The organism is Amycolatopsis acidicola (genome assembly GCF_007713735.2).
In the GTDB taxonomy this organism is placed as follows: domain Bacteria; phylum Actinomycetota; class Actinomycetes; order Mycobacteriales; family Pseudonocardiaceae; genus Amycolatopsis_E; species Amycolatopsis_E acidicola.
This window is the reverse complement of sequence record NZ_VMNW02000106.1, coordinates 1-20,743: the sequence shown is the minus strand read 5'-3', so window position 1 is coordinate 20,743 and position 20,743 is coordinate 1. Positions and strand designations below refer to the sequence as shown.

At 68.4% G+C, this 20,743-nt stretch carries 19 protein-coding genes; 5 read left to right on the top strand and 14 right to left on the bottom strand.

Going from position 1 to position 20,743, the window contains the following annotated elements; genetic code table 11:
* The 12 genes from FPZ12_RS39700 to ddaH form a co-directional block, all read right to left on the bottom strand.
* Nucleotides 1-435 carry a hypothetical protein gene (locus FPZ12_RS39700; protein ID WP_144756197.1) on the bottom strand — a complete coding sequence of 145 codons (435 nt, stop codon included), beginning with the start codon at nt 433-435 and terminating at the stop codon, nt 1-3.
* Entirely contained in the window at nt 435-1,742 is a 1,308-nt protein-coding gene (locus FPZ12_RS39695) for a glutamate-1-semialdehyde 2,1-aminomutase (protein ID WP_144756194.1), read from the bottom strand. The genes FPZ12_RS39700 and FPZ12_RS39695 overlap by 1 nt, the downstream gene beginning before the upstream one ends.
* 5 nt (nt 1,743-1,747) lie before the next feature.
* The gene (rfbC, locus tag FPZ12_RS39690; protein WP_144756223.1) at nt 1,748-2,296 is read right to left on the bottom strand and encodes a dTDP-4-dehydrorhamnose 3,5-epimerase; all 549 of its coding nucleotides are present in this window, start codon (nt 2,294-2,296) and stop codon (nt 1,748-1,750) included.
* 2 nt (nt 2,297-2,298) lie between these two features.
* Nucleotides 2,299-3,483 (bottom strand): polysaccharide pyruvyl transferase family protein, encoded by a 1,185-nt coding sequence (locus FPZ12_RS39685; RefSeq protein ID WP_144756189.1) that lies wholly within the window; start codon nt 3,481-3,483, stop codon nt 2,299-2,301.
* On the bottom strand, nt 3,480-4,424 hold the full coding sequence (locus FPZ12_RS39680) for a glycosyltransferase family 2 protein (RefSeq protein ID WP_144756186.1): 945 nt from the start codon (nt 4,422-4,424) through the stop codon (nt 3,480-3,482). Before FPZ12_RS39680 ends, FPZ12_RS39685 begins: the two co-directional genes overlap by 4 nt.
* Complete coding sequence (locus FPZ12_RS39675; protein ID WP_208026168.1) at nt 4,421-5,710, bottom strand: MATE family efflux transporter; 1,290 nt, start codon at nt 5,708-5,710, stop codon at nt 4,421-4,423. The genes FPZ12_RS39680 and FPZ12_RS39675 overlap by 4 nt, the downstream gene beginning before the upstream one ends.
* Nucleotides 5,711-5,713: 3 nt before the next feature.
* On the bottom strand, nt 5,714-6,970 hold the full coding sequence (locus FPZ12_RS39670) for a DUF4910 domain-containing protein (RefSeq protein ID WP_144756183.1): 1,257 nt from the start codon (nt 6,968-6,970) through the stop codon (nt 5,714-5,716).
* A complete protein-coding gene (locus FPZ12_RS39665; protein ID WP_144756180.1) occupies nt 6,967-7,989 on the bottom strand; it encodes an NAD-dependent epimerase/dehydratase family protein in 1,023 nt (340 codons plus the stop codon). Before FPZ12_RS39665 ends, FPZ12_RS39670 begins: the two co-directional genes overlap by 4 nt.
* 3 nt (nt 7,990-7,992) lie before the next feature.
* Complete coding sequence (locus FPZ12_RS39660) at nt 7,993-8,640, bottom strand: PIG-L deacetylase family protein (RefSeq protein ID WP_144756177.1); 648 nt, start codon at nt 8,638-8,640, stop codon at nt 7,993-7,995.
* Entirely contained in the window at nt 8,637-9,434 is a 798-nt protein-coding gene (locus FPZ12_RS39655; RefSeq protein WP_144756174.1) for a sugar phosphate nucleotidyltransferase, read from the bottom strand. The genes FPZ12_RS39660 and FPZ12_RS39655 overlap by 4 nt, the downstream gene beginning before the upstream one ends.
* A complete protein-coding gene (locus tag FPZ12_RS39650) occupies nt 9,431-10,666 on the bottom strand; it encodes a class I SAM-dependent methyltransferase (protein WP_144756171.1) in 1,236 nt (411 codons plus the stop codon). Before FPZ12_RS39650 ends, FPZ12_RS39655 begins: the two co-directional genes overlap by 4 nt.
* A 200-nt stretch (nt 10,667-10,866) precedes the next feature.
* Nucleotides 10,867-11,697 carry a dimethylargininase gene (gene ddaH, locus FPZ12_RS39645; protein ID WP_243770267.1) on the bottom strand — a complete coding sequence of 277 codons (831 nt, stop codon included), beginning with the start codon at nt 11,695-11,697 and terminating at the stop codon, nt 10,867-10,869.
* A 73-nt stretch (nt 11,698-11,770) separates the two neighbouring features.
* Between ddaH and FPZ12_RS39640 the strand changes: the two genes are divergently transcribed.
* The 4 genes from FPZ12_RS39640 to FPZ12_RS39625 all read left to right on the top strand — a co-directional run bounded on the left by FPZ12_RS39640 (nt 11,771) and on the right by FPZ12_RS39625 (nt 16,097).
* Complete coding sequence (locus tag FPZ12_RS39640) at nt 11,771-12,211, top strand: Lrp/AsnC family transcriptional regulator (protein WP_144756168.1); 441 nt, start codon at nt 11,771-11,773, stop codon at nt 12,209-12,211.
* Between the two features lie 8 nt (nt 12,212-12,219).
* Nucleotides 12,220-12,984 carry an enoyl-CoA hydratase gene (locus FPZ12_RS39635; protein ID WP_144756165.1) on the top strand — a complete coding sequence of 255 codons (765 nt, stop codon included), beginning with the start codon at nt 12,220-12,222 and terminating at the stop codon, nt 12,982-12,984.
* A 144-nt stretch (nt 12,985-13,128) separates the two neighbouring features.
* Complete coding sequence (locus FPZ12_RS39630) at nt 13,129-15,033, top strand: 2-oxoacid:acceptor oxidoreductase subunit alpha (protein WP_144756163.1); 1,905 nt, start codon at nt 13,129-13,131, stop codon at nt 15,031-15,033.
* Nucleotides 15,030-16,097: a 2-oxoacid:ferredoxin oxidoreductase subunit beta gene (locus FPZ12_RS39625; RefSeq protein WP_144756160.1), complete on the top strand. Its 1,068-nt coding sequence runs from the start codon at nt 15,030-15,032 to the stop codon at nt 16,095-16,097. The genes FPZ12_RS39630 and FPZ12_RS39625 overlap by 4 nt, the downstream gene beginning before the upstream one ends.
* A gap of 65 nt (nt 16,098-16,162) precedes the next feature.
* Here FPZ12_RS39625 and FPZ12_RS39620 read toward each other — a convergent pair whose 3' ends face one another.
* Together FPZ12_RS39620 and FPZ12_RS39615 are read right to left on the bottom strand one after the other, a co-directional pair.
* Nucleotides 16,163-17,308, bottom strand: a complete 1,146-nt coding sequence (locus FPZ12_RS39620) for a sunset domain-containing protein (protein WP_144756157.1) — start codon at nt 17,306-17,308, stop codon at nt 16,163-16,165.
* 83 nt (nt 17,309-17,391) lie between these two features.
* On the bottom strand, nt 17,392-18,411 hold the full coding sequence (locus tag FPZ12_RS39615; RefSeq protein ID WP_166463062.1) for a polyprenyl synthetase family protein: 1,020 nt from the start codon (nt 18,409-18,411) through the stop codon (nt 17,392-17,394).
* Nucleotides 18,412-18,621: 210 nt separating this feature from the next.
* Between FPZ12_RS39615 and FPZ12_RS39610 the strand changes: the two genes are divergently transcribed.
* Nucleotides 18,622-20,475 carry an MDR family MFS transporter gene (locus FPZ12_RS39610; protein ID WP_166463063.1) on the top strand — a complete coding sequence of 618 codons (1,854 nt, stop codon included), beginning with the start codon at nt 18,622-18,624 and terminating at the stop codon, nt 20,473-20,475.
* The last annotated feature ends 268 nt before the right edge of the window (nt 20,476-20,743 follow it).

Sequence of the window (20,743 nt, the reverse complement as noted above, 5' to 3'; positions counted from 1 at the left end):
TCACGCGCGGGTGTAGCTCAATTCGAAGTCCAGCTCCCAGCCGGAACCCGGGAAAGCCTTCTCCCACAACCCATCGATGCGATTGCCGTCCGCACTGAAGGTGCCCGTGAAGCGCTGCGCGAAGTCGAACGAGGAGAAATCCGCCGACTCGCGCGACAGCGTCCACACCCCGTTCTCGAACGTCATCGCGTACAGCCGCGTCACGCCGCGGGAATCGAAGTAGTGCTGCGTATACCGGCCACTCTCCTCGCCGGCCGCGATCACCGTGTAGCTGTCCGGCGCGTCCGGCAACGAGATTTCCGTGCGCTGCACCAGATACTGCCCACCGAGGAGCCACTCGCACGTGCACCGTGCCGATGGTCCGACACCGAAACTCGCACCGGGGAAGCGCGCCTCCACCGACCACTCCCCGACGAAGACCTCCAGCTCCTTCATCAGCTGTACGCCCGGAAAACGGGCTTCACCGGGCGCCCGCCCATCCAGGCCGTCGGATCCCCGGAGTCCAGCGCCTTGCGGTACACCACGCAAGCCTGCGCCACCACGTCGACAGTCCGGTCGATGTCCTCCTCGGTCAGCCCCGCACTGACCACAAAGGACGGTCCGAGCACGCCGCCGGCGATCAGCTGCCGCAGGAAAAGGGTGCGGTACTTCTGCGAGGGCTGCCCGTTCTCGTCCAACGTCACGAAGACGAGGTTACTCGCCCGCCCACGCACCACCACGTGCTCCTCGACGCCCATCCCGGCCGCCGCCGCACGAACCCCGGCCGCCAGCCTGTCACCGAGCTCGTGCAGCCGAGCCGTGATGCCTTCCTCGACGTAGGTGTCCATCACCGCCATCGCGGCCGCCAGCGAAGGCGATTCCGCGCCGTGCGTGGTGGACAACAGGAAAACCCGTTCGCGCGAGTCACGCAGGCCGCCCTGCTCCATGATCTCGCGCCGCCCCGCCAGCGCCGAAACCGCGAACCCGTTCCCCAGCGCCTTCCCGAACGTCGACAGGTCGGGCGTCACCCCGTACAACCCCTGCGCGCCTGCTTCGGACCACCGGAACCCGGTGATCATCTCGTCGAACACCAGCAGCGCCCCGTGCGCGTGCACGAGATCGCGCAGCTTCGCCAGGTACCCCGGCTCCGGCTCGACGCTCGTGGCCGCTTCCAGGATCACGCACGCGATGTCCCCGCCGCGCAACACTTCCTCGGTCGCTTCGAGGTCTCCGTACGGGAACTTCACCGTCGGCTGGTCCGGGATCCCGGCGTTCATCGGCGTGGTGGCGATGAACCAGTCGTCGGTGGAGAAGAACGGGTGCTCCCGGCACACCGCGATCTTCGACCGTCCGGTGGCCGCCCGCGCGAGCCGCACCGCGGCGGTGGTGACGTCGGAGCCGTTCTTGGCGAACTTCACCATGTCCGCGGTCGGCACGGTGGCCAGGAACCGTTCCGCCGCCTCGATTTCCAGCATCGACGGCCGGACGAAGTTGGACCCGCGGCCGAGTTCGCGGCTCACCGCCTCCAGCACCCGCGGGTGCACGTGGCCGAGGCTGACCGAACGCAGCCCTGAGCCGTACTCGATGTACTCGTTGCCGTCGACGTCCCACACGTGTGCGCCCAGCCCGTGCGAGATGACCGGCGCCATCCCCTCCGGGAACTGGTCCTCGCCTTTCGCGTAGGTGTGCGCCCCGCCCGGGATCAGCGAGTGCAGTCTCTGGTTGGCGCGGCGGGACCGCAGCAGGAGTTTTCCGGCGTCCATGGCGATTACCTCGGAACTCTCTGGGTTTCGGCGAGCGTCGGCGCCTGCTTGTCACGCTCGGAGATCAGGGTGACCGGAACGGGCCAGGGAATCGCGAGCTCCGGATCGTCGAAGGCTATCGTTATGTCCTCGGCTGGGTCGTGTGCGCGATCGATCCGGTATGCGACGTCCGCCGGATCGGTCAGCGCCTGGAAACCGTGCGCGCACCCGGCCGGGATGTAGAGGGAAACCTGCGTCCGCCCGGAAAGCTCGAAGTACTCCTGGTTCCGGTAGGTCGGCGAATCCGGCCGGAGATCCACCACCACGTCGAACACCTCCCCAAAAGAACACCGGACGAGCTTCGCCTCACCCGCCCCGCCGCGCATGTGCATCCCGCGCACGACCCCCTTGGCGGAGCGGGAAAGGCTGTCCTGCACGAAGGATTCCGGGCGGAGCCCGGCCGCCCTCGCCACGTCGACGTCGAACGTGCGGCTGAAGAAACCGCGCTCGTCCACGTGCGGCGAAGGCTCGAACAGCAGCGCGCCTTCGATCCGCGGCACCGGGGTCACGCGCATGGTCATCGCCTCCCGCCGGGGAAGGTCGCGGACAGCGCCGCGAACTGGTGCTTGAGCCGTTGCGTGTTCGCCGCGTTGCGCTCCGCGAGCGTCTCCCGCAGTTCGGCCGAACGCCGTTCCAGCTCCGTGAACTGCGCAAAGAGCCTGTCCGGGTCGACGGCGCGCGCAGGGTGGCAGAACGCGCCGAGGCCCATCTCCGCCATCAGCACTTCGTTCTTCTCGGCGTACCCGACCGACAACGTCGGGCGGCAGACCTTCAAGGCGCACAACACGTTGTGGAACCGGGTGGCCACCACGGTGTCGACGTGCCCCATCTCCTGCATCAGGTTGTCCAAAGAGGACAGCGAGGCGGCGGACACGCGCTCCTCCCCGTACTCCGCGATGATCTCGTCGAGCACCGGAGTGTCCACCTGGTCGCCGTGGAACAGCCGGACCGGGCGCCCTAGCTCCACCAGCCTGCCGACGAAGGCCTTCATACCGTCTACATAGGACCGGTAGATCTCCGCTGCCCGATCGCGCTCCTCGTTGCCGCCGCGGAACGCCATCACACCGACGCCCACGGCGCCCTCGGACGGCGCGGCAGCCGGCGTCGGCAGGGCGAACGCGAGGTCGGGGTACACCTCGTCGCCGCTCGTGTCCACGCCCATCGCCGTCATCGCGTCGCGGGAGATCATGTCCCGGTACGAGCGGTAGGACGCCATCCGCGCGGACCACCGCACCAACGTCCGGGTGGCGCGGTCACTGATCACATTCGCGCCGACGCTCACCAGCGCCACCTTCGTGCCGGTCAGCCGCCCGGCCGCGCACAGCAGGAACAGCGAGTACGGGAAACCCCACGGCCGCAACGGAAGCGTCGCTTCCAGCACACCCATGCCTGGCACGATCACCACGTCCTGGCGGCGGACCCACGAGTACGTGCGGAAGACGTCGACGAGCTTCCCGAGCGCCTTGAACGCGATGGCGCGCACGCCCGACGCCGTGCGGTACTCGCCGCCGTACCAGTGCAGGGCCTTCGTCGTGATGCCGTACCGCGCCGACACCAGGTCCGGCCCTCCGCACAACGCGCTCAGCTCGGCGTCCGGGTGCTCCGCCCGCAGGAAGCGCAGCACCGCCTCCAGCGACCCGTCGTTGCCGAGGTTGCCCGAGCCGAGCAGCCCGAACAACCCGATCCGCAGCCGAGGGCTCACCGCACTCTCCCTTCACGCCCTGGCACCAGTTCGTCGATCGAGAACGGTTCGAAAGCAGTGGAAACCTGGTCCTCGAACCGCTCGTCGGAGCCCGACCGCGCCCTGCTGGTCGCCCATTCGGCCAGGTAGCGGTAGCACTCGAGCCTGTCCGCCGCGGACAGCGGCACGCGCCGGATCGCGCTGACGAACCCCCACACGTACTCGGCGAGCAGCCGGGCCGTCGGATGCAGATACTTGTTGGCGCGCTTGGGATCCAGGTTCGCGCAGCGCGTGCGTTTGGTCGGGTTCGCGCGCTCCGCGCGGCCGGGGTGGTCGCGGCGGAAGAAGAGGAGCTCGGGCACTTGGTGGAAGGGCCCGTGCAAGGCGATCTCCGCGACGAACGTCCGGTCCGCGTGGTGATAGCTGTCGTGCGGCTTGACCTTGCGCAGCATTTCGGTGCGCATCACGCCGTAGAAGTCGTCGCCGCCCGGCTCGAACAGCAGGCTCCGGAACCGCACCGGCGCCCGCGGCGAGTCCGTCGCGAGCCGGTAGTCGAACGGGTGCGTCACGGTGCCTTCGCCGTCGATGATCGCGTTGTGGCAGTGCGCCAGGATCACGTCCGGCCGCTCGTCCAGCGCCTCGACGCAGCGCAGCAACAGGTCACGGCCGTACAGGTCGTCGTGCGAGGCCCATTTGAACAGTTCACCGCGGGCCTCGGAGAACACGTAGTTGTGGTTGCCCGCCGCGCCGATGTTCTTCGCGAGGCGCAGGTAGCGGACGCGCGAATCCTTGGCGAGGTAGGTGCGGCAGATCTCCTCCGTGGCGTCGGTGGACGCGTTGTCGGTGATGATCAGCTCGTAGTCCTCGAAACTCTGGCCGAGCAGGGCGTCCAGCGACTCCGCGAGGTACTCCTCGCCGTTGTAGACCGGAAGGCCGAGGCTCAGCCGCGGTGCGGTCGTCATGAAGTCCTCACTTCTTCCTCGCGGGCGTGCGCGCGCAGGCCCGCGCGCAACTGGAACCACCAGATCGCGGAGCCGGTGACGGTCGCACCGGCGACTCCCCATGCCGAACCGACCGCCCCGCCGACGAACGCGCCGACCAGCCCGCCGGTGACGTAGAAAACGGAGGCGATCACCTGCGAACGCAGGCTTCGCTTGGCCATCCCCAGCGCCCGCAACCCGGAGGCCGCGCCGGTGGAGAAGCTCGCGCCCATCACGGAAATCGTCGCGGGCAGGATCAGCGCGGACGCCGTGGGCCACACCGAACCGAGCATGTGGACGCCGACCGTGGTCGGCAGCAGGAACAACAGGAACAGGCCCCACAACAACGCGGCGGCGGCCTGCCCGCCGCCCAGCAGCACGCAGAACAGCGGCAACCGGTGCGGCGCACGGCGAAGCACGCGAGCCGCCTCCGCGACGGTCACGAGCGAAAGACCCATCAGCACGGCCTGGAACGGGCCCATCAGCAGTTCCGCGCCACGCACCGTGCCGACCGCCGCGAGTCCGGCGATCGCGCCAAGCCCGTACGCCCGCAGCTGCGAAGCGCCGCTGTTGCTGACGTTCTCGACCAGGTACCGGAAGCCGAGGTCACGCTGTTCCCGCAGCCAGCCGCCGATCGCCGAAGGCTTCGGCAGCAGGCCGATCTGGAAGCAGCCGTACCCCGCCGCGACCGCACCGGAAAGTCCCCAGCCCAGCACGAACCCGAGCACACTGCCGTGCTTCGCCGCGAACAGCATCGCCGGTGCGAGCGCGACGCCCCACACCACGTCGTTGACGAACGACTTGCGCCCCTGCCCCGCCGCGAAGAACCCGAACCGCCAGGCGTCCTGCAGCAACAGCCCCGGCAGCACGATCCCGAGGCCCACGAACGCGAGCCCGACCTGGCCGCCGATGCCGAGCCCCACCAGTACGCACAAGACCCCGGTGCCGACGCCGACAGCCAGCGCCGTGCCCGCCGCGCGCGCCGTCGCGATCCGCCAGACATCCGTGGTGACCCCGCTGAACCGGACCATCAGCGGATCGGTGGCGAGCCCGCGCGAGATGTTGATGATCACGCCGTAGGTGACCCAGGCGAGGCTGAACACGCCGAACGCCGTGGCGCCGAGGGAGCGCGCCACGTACAGCCCGACGGCGAAGTTGGTGAGGCTGGAAACGGCCTGGTCACCGAGGCCCCAGCTGATCCGCCCCGCCATCGCGCGCATCGTCTTCGAGCGCGCGGCGCGATGCCGTCCTCCGGTGACCTGGGCCATCCCTCACTCCTTGATCAGCTGAGCGTCGTGCAGGGCACTGGCGGCGCCGGCAACGGTGTCGAAGGGAATTCCGGATCTTTCGGCGATGTCCAGCAGGCTGTGTTCGCCGTCGGACAGGTTGAGCACCCACAACATCGCCAGCTGGGCTTGTTTGGCGTCGCTGCGGCCACCGAGGGAGTCGTAGAGCCCGCGCTTGCCCAGCTGCGGTTCGCCGTACGGGCTCAGGTTGACGAAGCGGCGATCCCGGTCCAGCACGGAAAACGCCTGCTGGCACACGGAAAGCGTGTCGGCCAGCTTCTCCGGCAGCACGAACTCCGGATTGTCGCCGGAGGTGTGGTACTCGGGATAGCGCGCGTACGGGGTGCGGGACAGCGAACCGACCCCGAGGTTGAAGCCGGGCGAGCAGAACTGGCGCTCGTCGTAGCCGTACGGCGAGAACTCGACGATCTCGTGCTCACGGTCCCGCAGCACGTACGCGAGCACACGGTCGATCTCGGCGTTCCCGCGCCGGCTCTTCTTGTACGTCAGGTGCCCGGAGTCGCCCGCGCAGGCCAGCACCAGCCCGTGCTTGACCTTCCCGACGCGATCGGCGTTGCGGGCGAGCCAGGTGATCGCGCCGATGGTGCCCGGCATGAACAGGAACCGGTAGGTGTACCACGGGTTGTCCAGGGACTGCGCGAGCGCGACCGCCACAGCTATCCCGGCCAGGTTGTCGTTGGCCAGCGACGGGTGGCAGGTGTGGCAGGAGACGATCACCTCTTCCGAGACCTGCCCCGGCACCACGTGCTCCGCGTACGTGAGGGCGCCTTCGTCCAAAGTGGAGTCGATGCGCACCTCGTACTCGCCGTCGGCCATCGCGTCCAGCGTTTCCTGCGCGAGGCAGAAACCCCAGTTCTCCTGGTAGTAGCTGGTGCGATACGGCACGAGCGACGGCTGCTCGGGCAGCGTGTGCAGATGCGGCCGGAGTTCGTCCAGCGTCATCGTGGCCGAAACCGGCGCGCTGTAGCTGACCACGTGCAGGTTCGACTCCTGGAAGTCCACCACCCGCCGGCCCGTGGCGTCGGCGATGAAGGCGTCCCGGATGTTCCACTCGCGGGGCACCGTCCAGTCGAACACCTCCGTGCCCGTGGGCACCTCATAGGTGTCCAGCGGGACGTACTCGGAGATGATCTCCAGCGTCCGCCGCACGCCGTCCCCGGTGATGCTGCGGCACAACGGGTACAGCCTGCGGACGAGGCCGTGCATGTCGGTGCCGGTCATCGGAACCGCAGGGTCTCGTCGACGGCCTCGGCACCCAGCCGGTCCTTGAGCCAGGCCAGCCTGGTGAACCGGCGCTCGAAGGTCTCGGTGGTCAGCTTGTGCCGCTGGTACGCCTCGACGAGCTCCACCGCCCCGTCCTTCACCAGCCATTCGCAGTCGAAGCCCGGGATCGCCTCGCGGAACCGTGAGAAGTCGACGCGGTACGAGCGCGGGTCCGCCCCCGCTTCACCGGTGATCACGAGCCGCGAACCCGGCACCGCCTCGGCCACTTCCTTCGCGATCTCCGCGACCGTCACGTTGTTGGCCTCGGTGCCGATGTTGAACGCCTTGTCGTGCACCACTTCCTTCGGCGCGACGAGCGCGGCGGCGAACGCACGGGCGATGTCCTTCGCGTGCACCAGCGGCCGCCACGGCGTGCCGTCGGAGAGCACCCGCACCTCGCCCGACAGCACGGCGTGCCCGACCAGGTTGTTCAGCACGATGTCCGCCCGCAGCCGCGGCGAGAACCCGAAAGCCGTGGCGTTGCGCAGGTACACCGGGGTGAAGTCGCTGTCCGCCAGCTCGTGCACGGCGTCCTCGACGAGCACCTTCGACTCCGCGTACGGCGTCACCGGGCGCAGCGGCGCGTCCTCGTTTACCAGGCCGTCACCACCGGAAGCCCCGTAGACCGAACACGTTGAGGCGTAGAGGAAGCGCTTGACCCCGGCGTCACGCGCCAGCCTCGCCAGCCGGACCGCGGCGCGGTGGTTGATGTCGTAGGTCAGCTCCGGGTCGAGCGCCCCGAGCGGGTCGTTCGACAGCGCCGCGAGGTGGATCACCGCGTCCACATCGGACACCTGCTTGTGCGTGATGTCCCGCAGGTCGACGGTGTATCCCGGCGCGTCCGCCGGCATCGGGCCGAGCACACAGCTCTCGAACAGGCCGGAGTCGAGGCCCACGACCTCGTGGCCCGCTTCCGCCAGCACCGGCGCCATCACGGTGCCGAGGTAACCCTGGTGCCCGGTCAGCAGTACCCGCATGATTCACCCCTCCAGGGCTAGAGTCAGCTTGGTGACGTAGAAGGCTTCCGCGTACCGGGAGGCGCATTCGATCCCGCGGATCCTTGCCAGGCCGAGGAAAGCTTCGCGGTCGTACCATGAACGATGTCGCTGCGAGGCGTAGTGTTGTTGCAGCAGAACCACTTTTTTCTCGGCGAGCGCCGGAGCCAGCGGCTGGTACACGTTCGGCCTGCCGAGGTCGGCGTCCCATTTCACGATCTCGTACCCCAGCACGAGGTGGTCACGGAAGGCGGTCGGCACCAGCTTCGCCAGCCCGCGGTGGTCCTGGTGCGCGTCGTCGATGCGCGGCGCCAGCACGAGCTGCGGGTCAGTGCGGGCGCGCAGCTCCTCCAGCGCGTTCTTCGCCTCGTCCCAGTGCGCGGGCAGCCTCCCGTCCGGCAGCTTCAGCACCGTGACGTCGACCTCCGCGCCAGGGCAGAAGGCGGCGAGCGCGGCTCGTTCCTCGTCCTCGCGTTCACTGCCGCCGCCCGAAAGCACCAGCGCGTCCACCCGCAGCCCCGGCCGGCCCGAGCAGATCGAGAGCAGTGTGCCGCCCGCGCCGATAGCGATGTCGTCGCAGTGCGCGCCGAGCACCACCACCCGGTCGAGCGGGCCGGCCGGGAGCCGGATCACGCGATTCTCGCCGCGGCGCGTGCGTGCTCCCACAGCGCCCAGGGCCGTTCGCCCTTGGTGTAGCCCTCGTCCAGCGCCGCGCGTTCCTTCACCGTGTCCGTCGGCTTCCAGAACCCGCGGTACGGGTACGCCAGCAGCCTGCCGCGTTTGGCGAGCTCGGCGCAGCCGTCGGCGACCAGGTCCCCGTTCTCCGGGATGTGGTCGAACACCTCCTGCCGCAGCACGAAGTACCCGCCGTTCTCCCACAACGGCATCTCGCTGACCGCGGTGATCGAACCGACCATCCCGCCCTCGTCCATCTCCACGCAGTGGAACGACGACTGGGGCGGCACGACCATCATCGACGCGCCCGCGTCGGAGGCAGCGAACCGCTCGATCATCTCCGGCAGCGGCGCGTCGGTGAGCACGTCGGCGTAGTTCGCCAGGAACATCTCGTCCCCGTCCAGGTGCTCGCGCACGCGGCGCAGCCGCTCCCCGATCGGCGACTCGATCCCGGTCTGCAGGAACGAGATCGACCAGTCGGAGATGTCGGTGGACAGCAGCTCCGCCTTGCCGTCGCGGAGCACGAAATCGTTGGACGTGGTCTCCTCGTAGTTGAGGAAGAACTCCTTGATGTGGTGCGCGCCGTACCCGAGGCACAGGATGAACTCCGTGTGGCCGAAATGCGCGTAGTAGCGCATCACGTGCCAGATCAGCGGTCTCGGCCCGACCATCGCCATCGGCTTGGGGACGTCGGAGGCGGTGCCACTGCGCATCCGCATTCCGTATCCCCCGCAGAACAGGACGACCTTCACGACTTCACCTCGACGATTTCCAGACTCGGGATGGGGAAGACCAGCCTGCCGCCCCATTCCTCCACATAGGACAGTTGCTCGGTCAGCTCTGCCCGCAGGTTCCAGGGCAGGATCAGGACGTAGTCCGGCCGGTCCTCGGCGATGCGCTCCGGCGGCAGGACGGGGATTCTCGTGCCGGGGGTGAACCGGCCGTGCTTGTAGGGGTTGCGGTCCACGGTGTAGGCCAGCAGATCCGGCCGGATACCGCAGTGGTTGAGCAGGGTGTTTCCCTTGCCCGGCGCGCCATAGCCCACCACCGTCTTGCCCTGCGCGGCGGCGTCGGTGAGAAACCGCAGCAGGTCGAGGCGCACGTGGGCGACCTGCGCGGCGAACTCGGTGTAGCCGGACAGCTCGTGCAGTCCGGCCGCCTTCTCCTCGGCGAGCACGTCCAACACGCGCTGGCTCGGCGGGCCGGCGACCGCTTCGGGACGCGCCCAGAGCCGGATCGAGCCGCCGTGCGTCGGCAGCAGCTCGACGTCCACAAGGGACAGACCACCGCTCGCCAGCGCGCGCCGCGCCGATTCCACCGTGTAGTACTGGAAATGCTCGTGGTAGATGGTGTCGTACTGGATCTTCCGGATCAGCGTGAGCAGATGCTGGACCTCGATCGAAACCCAGCCGTCGTCGGCGACGAGCGCGCGCAGCCCTTCGGTGAAACCGACGATGTCGGGAATGTGCGCGTAGACGTTGTTGGCGGCGACAAGATCGGCGGGCCCGTGTTCTTCGCGCACCGCGGCGCCCGTTTCCGGGCCGAGGAAAGCGGTGAGCGTGGGCACCCCGGCGTCGCGGGCGGCCTGCCCGACGTTCACCGATGGCTCGATGCCGAGGCAGCGGATTTCCCGGTCCACCACGTGTTTGAGCAGGTAACCGTCGTTGCTGGCCACCTCGACCACGAACGAATCCGCGCCGAGGCCTGCCCGCTCGACCGCACCGGCGACGAACTCACCGGCGTGCGCGACCCAGGAAGCCGAATACGAAGAGAAATAGGCGTATTCGGTGAATGTCTCCTCCGGCGTGATCAACGGCGGGATCTGCGCGAGCCAGCAATCCGTGCACACCTTCAGGTGCAGCGGGTAGGTCATTTCCGGTTCGTCCAGCTGCGCCGCGGTGAGGAACCGTTCACAGGGTGGCGTGGCACCGAGATCGACGACGCTCTCCATGTTCGTCGAACCGCAGAGTCGGCACTTGGTCATCTGAGTTGGCTCCCCTGGCTCGCGGGACGCGGCGTGCGTACACCCCTGATTCGGGCCTTGCGGGAGTCTTGTTACAAGCGGGCTGTCGGCGATCAGCACCGATTTCGAAATGAGACCTCGGCCGCCGGTTGGCCGGAAATGCTTGTGCCAGGAGGGAAATTTTCACCCCGACAGTACCGGTTACTTGCGGATCTCCAGTGTTACTTGCGGATCTCCAGTGTGCAGCACTTGGGGCCGCCGCCTGCCTTGCGCAACTCACTGATGTCGGTCCGCACCGGCTCGTAACCGCACGCCGCCAAGCGGGCGGCCAGTTCCGTCGCCTCCAGCGGCAACACCACGTTGCGCCCATCGGAGACGCCGTTCAACCCGAAACAAGCGGCGTCGGTGGCGGTGGCGCGCACGGCGTCGGGAAACGTGCGAGCCAGAACCCGTTGGGAGCCAGGGGAAAACGCCTCGGGGTAGTACGCGATGTGCGCGGGCGCCGCGTCCGTGGCCTCGCTCAGCACGAACAACGCCGTGTCGAGGTGATAGTAGCGCGGGTCGACCAAACGGAGTGACAACACCGGCACGCCGAGCGCTTCCTGCGCCTCCGCGTGCGCCTCGGGGTCGGTGCGGAAACCCGTGCCCGCGAGCAACATCCGGCCTGTCCACGCGAAGTCGCCCTCGGCTTCGTTGATCCGCGCGGGCATGAGTACGTCGCGGTAGCCGTGCTCGACGAACCAGCGGCGGTAGTGCTCGGCCTCGGGCGCCCGCTGCGGCGCGCGGAACCGGGCGCCCAGCACGCGGCCGTCGATCACCGTGCCGGAGTTCGCCGCGAACACCATGTCCGGCAGCCCCCGGCGTGGCTCGATCTCTTCGACCGTGTGACCGAGTTCGCGGTAGATGTCGCGCAACGCGGTCCACTGCGCCATCGCGCGCCCCGCATCGGCCGGCTCGTTCGGGTCCATCCACGGGTTGATCGCGTACTCGACCGCGAAGTAGCGGGGCGGGCACATGAGGTAGCGGCGGGTCAGCGGCACCCGTGGTGTCATGTTTCCAAGGTATGACTCGATTCAGGGACAATCAATCACGCTTCGCTGCGCGGATACCTGCTAAACATTGCGTGTGAACCCGATAGACCAGCGAATCGTTTCGTGCCTCGTGCAGAACGCGCGGGCAAGCTACGCCGAGGTGGGCAAAGTGGTCGGCCTGTCAGCGCCCGCGGTGAAGCGCCGCGTGGACAGGCTGCTCGAAACGGGTGTGCTGCGCGGGTTCACCGCGGTCGTCGATCCGGAGGCGCTGGGCTGGGGCACCGAGGCGTTCGTCGAGGTGCACTGCCGCGGCAACATCTCCCCGTCCCGCATCCGGAGCAGGCTGGAACCCTTGCCCGAGGTGGTCGCCGCCTACACGGTGACCGGCGCGGCGGACGCGATCGTGCACCTGCGCGCCGGAGACATCCATCAGCTGGAGACGGCGCTGGAACGGCTGCGCGGGCTGGAGATCATCGACCGCACGGTGTCCACAGTCGTACTCTCCCGGCTGCTCGAACGACCGCCCGCGCCATGATGGTCGGCATGACCGAACGGATTCTGGCCGAACGGACGGGCAAGGTCGCCGTCATCACGGTCGACGCGCCCGGCAGGCGAAACTCGCTGACCATCCCGCTTTCCACCGAGCTCGCCGCGGCGATCACCGACGCCGAGCAGGACTCGGGCGTGCACGCGGTGATCGTCACCGGCACCCCGCCAGCGTTCTGCGCCGGTGCCGACCTCAGCGCGCTCGGCGAAGCGCAGGAGGAAGGGCTTCGCAAGGTGTACGGCGGTTTCCTCGCGCTGGCGCGCTGCAAGCTGCCGACCATCGCGGCGGTCGGCGGCGCTGCGGTGGGCGCAGGTCTGAACCTCGCGCTGGCCGCCGATGTCCGGCTGGCCGGGCCCCGCGCGAAGTTCATCCCGCGGTTCCTCGAACTCGGATTGCACCCGGGTGGTGGCATGACGTGGATGTTGCAGCGTGCGGTCGGCGTACAGCGGGCACGCGCGATGACCCTGTTCGGCCAGTCGCTCGACGCCGCGGCGGCTGAACATGCCGGTCTCACCATGCGGACAGTCGATGGGAACCACGAAGAGTTACTGCAAGCCGCGCTGGAACTCGCCGCCCCGGCGGCGGAGGCACCCCGCGACGTGGTTGTCTCGACCAAGCGGTCCATGCGCCTGACCTTGGCTCTTCCCGAACACGAGGACGCCGTGCAGACTGAGATCCGCCCGCAGCTGGAGTCGTTGAACTCCACCGAGTTCGAGACCCGGTTGCAGGCCATGCAGGCCGCGATCAGGAGCAGAAAGTAACTGTTACCCTGGAGTAGCAGGTAAGCCGGATCACACCCCGAGTCGGCTGCCGAAAATGCAAAGTAAGGTAGAGGTATCGGCGGAAGTGCGCCCGGCGTCGGGTGTCGAAGGAGACACGCCCGGGAGAGAGGGATCCCCTGACCTATGAGCACGAGTGCCAACGGCAACGGCGCGCTGTCGCCCACGCGGCCGACAGAGATCTCGAAGCTGGACCGGGTGGTCATCCGCTTCGCCGGTGACTCCGGCGACGGTATGCAGCTGACCGGTGACCGGTTCACCTCCGAGGCGGCCGCGTTCGGCAACGACCTGGCCACACTGCCCAACTACCCCGCCGAAATCCGTGCCCCGCAGGGCACCATCCCGGGTGTCTCGTCGTTCCAGGTGCATTTCGCCGACTACGACATCCTGACTCCCGGCGACCGCCCCGACGTGCTGGTCGCGATGAACCCCGCGGCGCTGAAGGCGAACCTGGCCGATCTGCCGCGCCAGGGCACGCTGATCGTCAACACCGACGAGTTCACCAAGCGCAACCTGACCAAGGTCGGCTACGACGCCAACCCGCTGGAGGACGACACGCTGTCGGCCTTCCAGGTGCACCACGTCGCCATGTCCACGCTCACCCAGGGTGCGCTGGCGGACACCGGTCTCGGCAAGAAGGACGCCGAGCGGTGCAAGAACATGTTCGCGCTCGGGCTGCTGTCCTGGATGTACCACCGGCCGACCGAAGGCACCGAACAGTTCCTGCGGGAGAAGTTCGCGAAGAAGCCGGACATCGCCGAGGCGAACATCCTGGCCTTCCGCGCGGGCTGGAACTACGGCGAGACGACGGAATCGTTCGTGACCACCTTCGAGGTGGCCCCGGCGAAGCTGTCGCCGGGCACCTACCGCCAGATCACCGGGAACACGGCGCTGGCGTACGGGATCGTCGCGGCCGGGCAGCAGTCCGGGCTGCAGGTGCTGCTGGGCACGTACCCGATCACCCCGGCGTCGGACATCCTGCACGAGCTGTCCAAGTACAAGAACTTCAACATCGTCACGTTCCAGGCGGAGGACGAGATCGCCGGGATCGGCGCCGCGCTCGGCGCCTCCTACGGCGGCGCGCTCGGTGTCACCTCCACCTCGGGCCCGGGTATCGCGCTGAAGTCGGAGACCATCGGCCTCGGCGTGATGCTGGAGCTACCGCTGATCGTGATCGACGTGCAGCGCGGTGGCCCGTCCACCGGGCTGCCGACCAAGACCGAACAGGCCGACCTGCTGCAGGCGATGTACGGCCGCAACAGCGAATCCCCGGTGCCGGTGATCGCACCGCAGTCCCCCGCGGACTGCTTCGACGCGGCGATCCAGGCCACCGAGATCGCGCTGAAGTACCGCACCCCGGTGCTGATCCTGTCCGACGGGGCGAACGCGAACGGCTCCGAGCCGTGGCTGATCCCCGACGTGTCCAGCCTGCCGGACCTGTCGGTCACGTTCGCCACCGAGCCGAACGCGACCGACGGCTCCGGCGAGTTCTGGCCCTACGTCCGTGACCCGGAAACCCTCGCCCGCGAATGGGCGGTCCCGGGTACGGCCGGTCTGCAGCACCGCATCGGCGGGCTGGAGAAGGCCGACGGCAAGGGCAACATCTCCTACGACCCGGACAACCACGACCACATGGTCCGGCTGCGGCAGCGCAAGATCGACAACATCGCGGTGCCGGACCTCGTGGTGGACGACCCGTCGGGCGGCAAAGCGCGGGTGCTCGCGCTGGGCTGGGGTTCCAGCTTCGGCCCGATCGGCGCGGCCTGCCGCCGCGTCCGCAAGGACGGAATGCCCATCGCGCAGGCACATCTGCGCAACCTCAACCCGTTCCCGGCGAACCTCGGCGCGGTACTGGCCTCCTACGACAAGGTCGTCGTCCCCGAAATGAACCTGGGCCAGCTGGCGCTGCTGCTGCGCGCCAGGTACCTCGTCGACGTCCAGTCCTACACCAAGGTGGCCGGCCTGCCGTTCAAGGCCGAGGAGCTCCAGCACGTGTTCACCGACATCATCAAGGGGGTCGAAGCGGCATGACCGCCATCGACATCGGTTTGCCCGCCGTCGGGGGGCTGGACCTGGTCCCCACTGCGGACGAGCCGCAGAAGGCCAAGGAGTACAAGTCCGACCAGGAAGTCCGCTGGTGTCCCGGCTGCGGCGACTACGTCGTGCTCAACACCGTGCAGTCGTTCCTGCCGACGCTCGGGCTGAAGCGGGAGAACATCGTCTTCATCTCCGGCATCGGCTGCTCGTCACGGTTCCCGTACTACCTCAACACCTACGGCATGCACTCGATCCACGGCCGCGCGCCGGCGATCGCGACCGGGCTCGCCACCACCCGCCCGGACCTGAGCGTGTGGGTCGTCACCGGTGACGGCGACGCGCTGTCCATCGGCGGCAACCACCTCATCCACGCGCTGCGCCGCAACGTGAACCTGAAGATCCTGCTGTTCAACAACCGGATCTACGGGCTGACCAAGGGCCAGTACTCGCCGACCTCCGAACCGGGCAAGGTCACCAAGTCCACCCCGATGGGCTCGGTGGACACGCCGTTCAACCCGATCTCGCTGGCGCTGGGCGCGGAAGCCAGTTTCGTCGGCCGCGCGCTCGACTCCGACAAGGCCGGGCTCACCGAGGTGCTCACCGCCGCCGCGCAGCACCGCGGCTCCGCGGTCGTGGAGATCTACCAGAACTGCCCGATCTTCAACGACGGCGCGTTCGACGTGCTGAAGGACAAGGACGAAGCCGCCACCCGGCTGATCCCGCTCAAGGCGGGCCAGCCGATCCGCTTCGGGCCCGAGCAGGAGTTCGGGGTCACCAGCACCGGCTGGGGCGGGTTCGAGGTCGGCAAGGTGGCCGAGATCGGCGAAGAGAACCTCGTCGTGCACGACCCCACGATCGAGGACACCGCCTACGCGTTCGCGTTGTCCCGCATCGGGGATCAGCACCTCAACCACACCCCGACCGGCATCTTCCGGCAGGTCCAACGGCCCACGTATGACGACCAGGCCCGCGCGCAGGTGGAAGACGCCCGCACCCAGCACAAGCCGGACCTGCAGTCCCTGCTCACCGGCAAGGACACCTGGACCGTCATCGCCTGACGAACACACGAAAATGGGCCCGCCGCGCGGCGGGCCCATTTTTCGTTTCCTGGTCCAGCGTTTTCCTAGTCCAGCGGCCGGAATCCGACGCGCTCGGCGTCGGCGGCAGTGCGGAACCACACCTCGGCCACCATGCGCGGGAACTGCGGGGACTCCTCGGTGCAGTACCGCAGCGCCGTCACACTCGCCTTGACCTCGAAGTCGTCGGCGGGCCGGCCACCGCCGGGCCGCGGCATGGCCGAACCCGGCCCGAACGGCCCGGACGGGACAGCGCTTTCGGAGCTGTGCGCGCGAGCGGGCGGAGGCGAGGGCGCCGGCTCGGGCGCCGCGTGCGCGGCCGCGTTAGGCCGCACCACGGGCTCGAACAGCGAACCGCTACGGCCACCTTCGTCCACGGCGGGCTCACGGCGTTCGATCGGCCGCATCGACGGCTGGATCGGTTGCGGCGCTTCAAAACCACCTCGCGGCGTCGACCTCGGCTGGCGCTTGGGCAGCACCTGCGTGGTCTCGGCCGCCGATTCCTCCTCGACCACGGGAGGAAGGTCCGGCTCGTCCTCAGTGGACAGATCGTGTCCCGCCAGCGAACCGTGGGTGCCCGATTGGTCCGAAAAGGACTCGAAGGCCTGCTGCTCCGGCGTGCCCGACGGATCGAACAGCGAACCGCGCTCCGGCTCGGCCTTGTCGAACGCGGTGAAGATCGAGGTGCGCTCGGCGTCGTTCTCCTCCGGCTCCAGCGTGCTCCGCAGCGACGGCTGCTCGTAACTGTCCTCCGTGGAGGGTCGGAACGTGCTTTCGGCGGCGGGCTCGTACGTTTCCGGAGTGGACTGTCCGTGCTCCGCCGCGCCGGAAGGCTCGAACAGCGAAGTCTCGGCGTGTTCGGCGCGGTCACCGAAGCTGTCGCGGTCGTACCAGTTCGGTTCCGGTGCCGCGGGTTCCGGCTCCACCGCGGCAGGCATCGGGTCCGGTTCGGACACGAAGCTCCGCGCCTGCGGTTGCGGCGCTTCAGGTTCCCGGTCGAAGGTGCGCGTCGGCTGCACCGGAGCCCTGTCCTGGGCCCTTTCCTGCGCCGCGGACGCCTGCGCGGCCTGCAATCTCCGCTCCAGCGCGCGGTTTCTCGCCTGTGCCGGCCGGACCAGCAACAACCAGGTCAGCAGCACGCCGATGACGAACGCCGCGACACTCCACAGCCACACCTGCCCGAAGATGGACATCCGTGCTGCCCTTCCTTTCCTCCCGCTGCGGTCCCACCCTCAGTGACAACACAACGGCCCGCCCATGACGCGGCGCGAGAAGATCAGCGCGTCCGCGCGACGAGGTAGTCCGCGACCGACTCGCAGGCGTCCCGTGCCACCGAAGCGGGTAACGCCGTCAACTCGGCCCTCGCGCGTTGAGCGTAGTCCGACAGAGTGGCCATAGCCTGGTCGAGGCCGCTCGACGCACGCAGCAGCCCGAGCGCCTCCTCGACCCGCTCGTCCTCCGCGATCGGGCCGCTGAGCAGCTCGACCAGGCGCGGGTCGGTGGCCGGGTCAGCCAATGCGTACAGCATCGGCAGGGTGCTCACGCCTTCACGCAGGTCAGTGCCCGGCGTCTTGCCGGACTCGTGCGAAGGCGAGGAGATGTCGATGATGTCGTCGGAGATCTGGAAGGCGGTGCCGATGATGTCGCCGAACCGGCGCAGCGCCTCGATGTGCTCGGGTTCGGCGCCGGAGACCATCCCGCCGAACCGGCCGCAGGTCGCGATCAGCGAGCCGGTCTTCTGCCCGATGACGGTGAGGTAGTGGTCCACCGGGTCCTCGCCGGCGTCCGGGCCCACAGTCTCCCGCATCTGCCCCGTGACCAGCTCGCCGAACGTCTCCGCGATGATCCGCGCCGCGTCCGTGCCCAGCTTGGAGACCAGCCTCGACGCGTGCGCGAACAGGAAGTCGCCGGTCAGGATGGCGACCGTGTTGTCCCAGCGGGCGTTGACGCTCTGCGCGCCGCGCCGCATCGTCGCCTCGTCCATCACGTCGTCGTGGTACAGCGTCGCCAGGTGCACCAGCTCGACGGCGGCGGCCGCCGTCACCACGTCCTCGTGGTTGCCCTTGCCGAACTCGGCCGCGAGCAGCGTGAACATCGGCCGGAAGCGTTTGCCACCCGCCTCGACCAGGTGGGACGCGGCGTCCTGCACCGTTTTGACCTCGCTGCGCGCGGTCTCCCGCAGCAGGTTCTCCACTTCGGCAAGGCCGGCAGCCAGCGTGCGCAGCAGTTGCTCATCGGCGATCCTCAAGCCCACGCTCGCGCGCAGGTCCTCGATGGCGCCTCCCTGAACCGACACGTTCCCTGCCCTCTCGCACTCCGTCACGGTCTTCACCAGCGTAATGGCAAGGGGGACAGCCTCCGAGGGCCGCTGTCGAAGGGCATGGGTGACGAACACGACAAAGCTTCGCCCACCATCGGGTGAGGAACACTCCGGTTCGGCACCGCCGCCGTTAGCCTTCCGCCTGTGACCAGCAGGAAGAGGCAGAACACCATCGTCGCCGCGATCATGCTCGGGATGCTGCTGGCGGCGCTCGACCAGACGATCGTCTCCACCGCGCTCCCGACGATCGTCACGGATCTGGGCGGGGCGAACCACCTGTCGTGGGTCGTCACGGCGTACCTGCTGGCCGAAACGATCATGACGGTGCTGATCGGCAAGTTCGGTGACCTGTTCGGCCGCAAGAAGGCGTTCCTCGCGAGCGTCGTGCTGTTCCTGATCGGCTCGTTCTTCTCCGGCTGGGCCGACTCGATGGTCTGGCTGATCGCGTTCCGCGCGGTGCAGGGGCTCGGTGGCGGCGGGCTGATGGTCACGTCCTCCGCGGTCATCGCCGACGTCGTGCCGTTGCGCGAGCGCGGGAAGTACCAGGGTGCGATCGGCGCGATGTTCGGCGTGGCCACCGTGGTGGGACCGTTGCTGGGCGGGCTGTTCGTGGACCACCTGAGCTGGCGGTGGGCCTTCTACGTGAACATCCCGCTCGGCGTGCTGGTCATCGTGATCGCCGCGGCGGCGCTGCCGACGGTCAAGAGCACGGCCCGGCCGCGGATCGACTACCTCGGGATTCTCCTGATCGCATTGGCTTCCACCGGGCTGACGCTGGTCACGAGCTGGGGCGGCACGGAGTACCCGTGGGCTTCGCCGACGATCATCGGGATGGCGATCGGCTCCGTGGTGCTGCTGGCCCTGTTCGTGCTGGTGGAGCAGCGCGCGGCGGAGCCGATGCTGCCGATGCGGCTGTTCCGGAGCCGGGTGTTCAGCGTCGCGGGCATCCTGAGTTTCGTCGTCGGGTTCGCGATGCTCGGCGGGATCACGTATCTGCCGACGTTCCTGCAACGCGTTCAAGGCGCGACGGCGACGGAGTCCGGGCTGCGCATGCTGCCGCTCGTGGTGGGCTTGATGATCACCGCGCTGCTGAGCGGCGTCGTGATCAGCCACACGGGGCGGTACAAGGTGTTTCCGGTCGCGGGCTCGCTGGTGCTGGCGCTGGGCCTGTACTTGTTGTCCCTGCTGGACGTGCACACGAGTTTCTGGGTCACCTCGGGGTACATGATCGTGCTCGGCCTCGGGCTCGGCTGCTGTATGCAGGTCCCGACGATCGTCGTGCAGAACACCGCCGAGTACGAGGATCTCGGCGTCGCCACGTCCGGCGTGAGTTTCCTGCGCACGCTGGGAAGTTCCTTCGGGGTGGCGGTTTTCGGCACGATCTTCAACAACGAACTGCCCGCCGCGCCGACTGTCGAGTCCTATGTGGACGCCTTCCACACGATGTTCCTCGCCGCGGTGCCGATCGGCCTCTTGTCGTTCGTGGTGGCGCTGTTCCTCAAGCAGGTCCCGCTTCGCGATTCCACAAAGGCCGTGGCGGCGACCAGCACCGGGTTTTCGGAGCCCGGATCCGGGGATTCGAGGCAGGAGCTGGAAAAAGTGGTCGCCACCATGTGGCGCAGGCGCAAGACCGACCCGGGCCCGGCCATCCTCGCGCGCTCCGGCGTGCCGCTGACGCACGCGCAGGGCTGGCTGCTGGTTCAGGTGTACCGCAACAGCGTCGACGACGGCTCGGCGACGTTGCAGGAATTCGCCGAGCAGACGGAAGTTCCGGCGGGCATTTTCGAACCCACGGCGCGGCAACTGGTCGACGCAGGCTACCTCGTCGAGGCCGACGGGCACTTCCGGTTTTCCGGCCTCGGCACGGAAACGTTCGCCCGCCTGGTCACCGCTTGGCGCGTGTGGCTGCTGGAGTCACTGGCCGACCTGGACGAGACGAAGGACCGCGATTTCACGGCTTCGATCGACGAGATCGCGGAACAGCTGATCAGCAACGGCCGCGAACTCTCGACCGGAAAACACGCCGCAGCCAGCGTCTGATCCGGCCGGTCGCTTCTACGCTGCTGCGCGGGAACTCAACTGCCCCAAGGTTTTTTGGCACACGGAGCCCTAACCGTCCTACCTCGCTACGCGGAATCCCAGTCGCCCCATCCCACCGCGCGCAAACCTAGCCATCCCAACCTCGCCGCGGGCAAACCCGGTGGCCCCAACGGGTTTCGGCACGCAGAAACCCAACCGTCCCACCTCGCCACGCAGAACCCCAGCAGCCCCTATCCCACCGCACGGAAACCGAGCCGCCCCACCTCAC

Bases quoted from the DNA above. Each gene is read 5' to 3' on its own strand.
- FPZ12_RS39700 (WP_144756197.1), bottom strand. From the start codon at position 435: ATGAAGGAGCTGGAGGTCTTCGTCGGGGAGTGGTCGGTGGAGGCGCGC.
- FPZ12_RS39695 (WP_144756194.1), bottom strand. From the start codon at position 1,742: ATGGACGCCGGAAAACTCCTGCTGCGGTCCCGCCGCGCCAACCAGAGA.
- rfbC (WP_144756223.1), bottom strand. From the start codon at position 2,296: ATGCGCGTGACCCCGGTGCCGCGGATCGAAGGCGCGCTGCTGTTCGAG.
- FPZ12_RS39680 (WP_144756186.1), bottom strand. From the start codon at position 4,424: ATGACGACCGCACCGCGGCTGAGCCTCGGCCTTCCGGTCTACAACGGC.
- FPZ12_RS39675 (WP_208026168.1), bottom strand. From the start codon at position 5,710: ATGGCCCAGGTCACCGGAGGACGGCATCGCGCCGCGCGCTCGAAGACG.
- FPZ12_RS39670 (WP_144756183.1), bottom strand. From the start codon at position 6,970: ATGACCGGCACCGACATGCACGGCCTCGTCCGCAGGCTGTACCCGTTG.
- FPZ12_RS39665 (WP_144756180.1), bottom strand. From the start codon at position 7,989: ATGCGGGTACTGCTGACCGGGCACCAGGGTTACCTCGGCACCGTGATG.
- FPZ12_RS39650 (WP_144756171.1), bottom strand. From the start codon at position 10,666: ATGACCAAGTGCCGACTCTGCGGTTCGACGAACATGGAGAGCGTCGTC.
- ddaH (WP_243770267.1), bottom strand. From the start codon at position 11,697: ATGACACCACGGGTGCCGCTGACCCGCCGCTACCTCATGTGCCCGCCC.
- FPZ12_RS39635 (WP_144756165.1), top strand. From the start codon at position 12,220: ATGACCGAACGGATTCTGGCCGAACGGACGGGCAAGGTCGCCGTCATC.
- FPZ12_RS39630 (WP_144756163.1), top strand. From the start codon at position 13,129: ATGAGCACGAGTGCCAACGGCAACGGCGCGCTGTCGCCCACGCGGCCG.
- FPZ12_RS39625 (WP_144756160.1), top strand. From the start codon at position 15,030: ATGACCGCCATCGACATCGGTTTGCCCGCCGTCGGGGGGCTGGACCTG.
- FPZ12_RS39620 (WP_144756157.1), bottom strand. From the start codon at position 17,308: ATGTCCATCTTCGGGCAGGTGTGGCTGTGGAGTGTCGCGGCGTTCGTC.
- FPZ12_RS39610 (WP_166463063.1), top strand. From the start codon at position 18,622: ATGCTCGGGATGCTGCTGGCGGCGCTCGACCAGACGATCGTCTCCACC.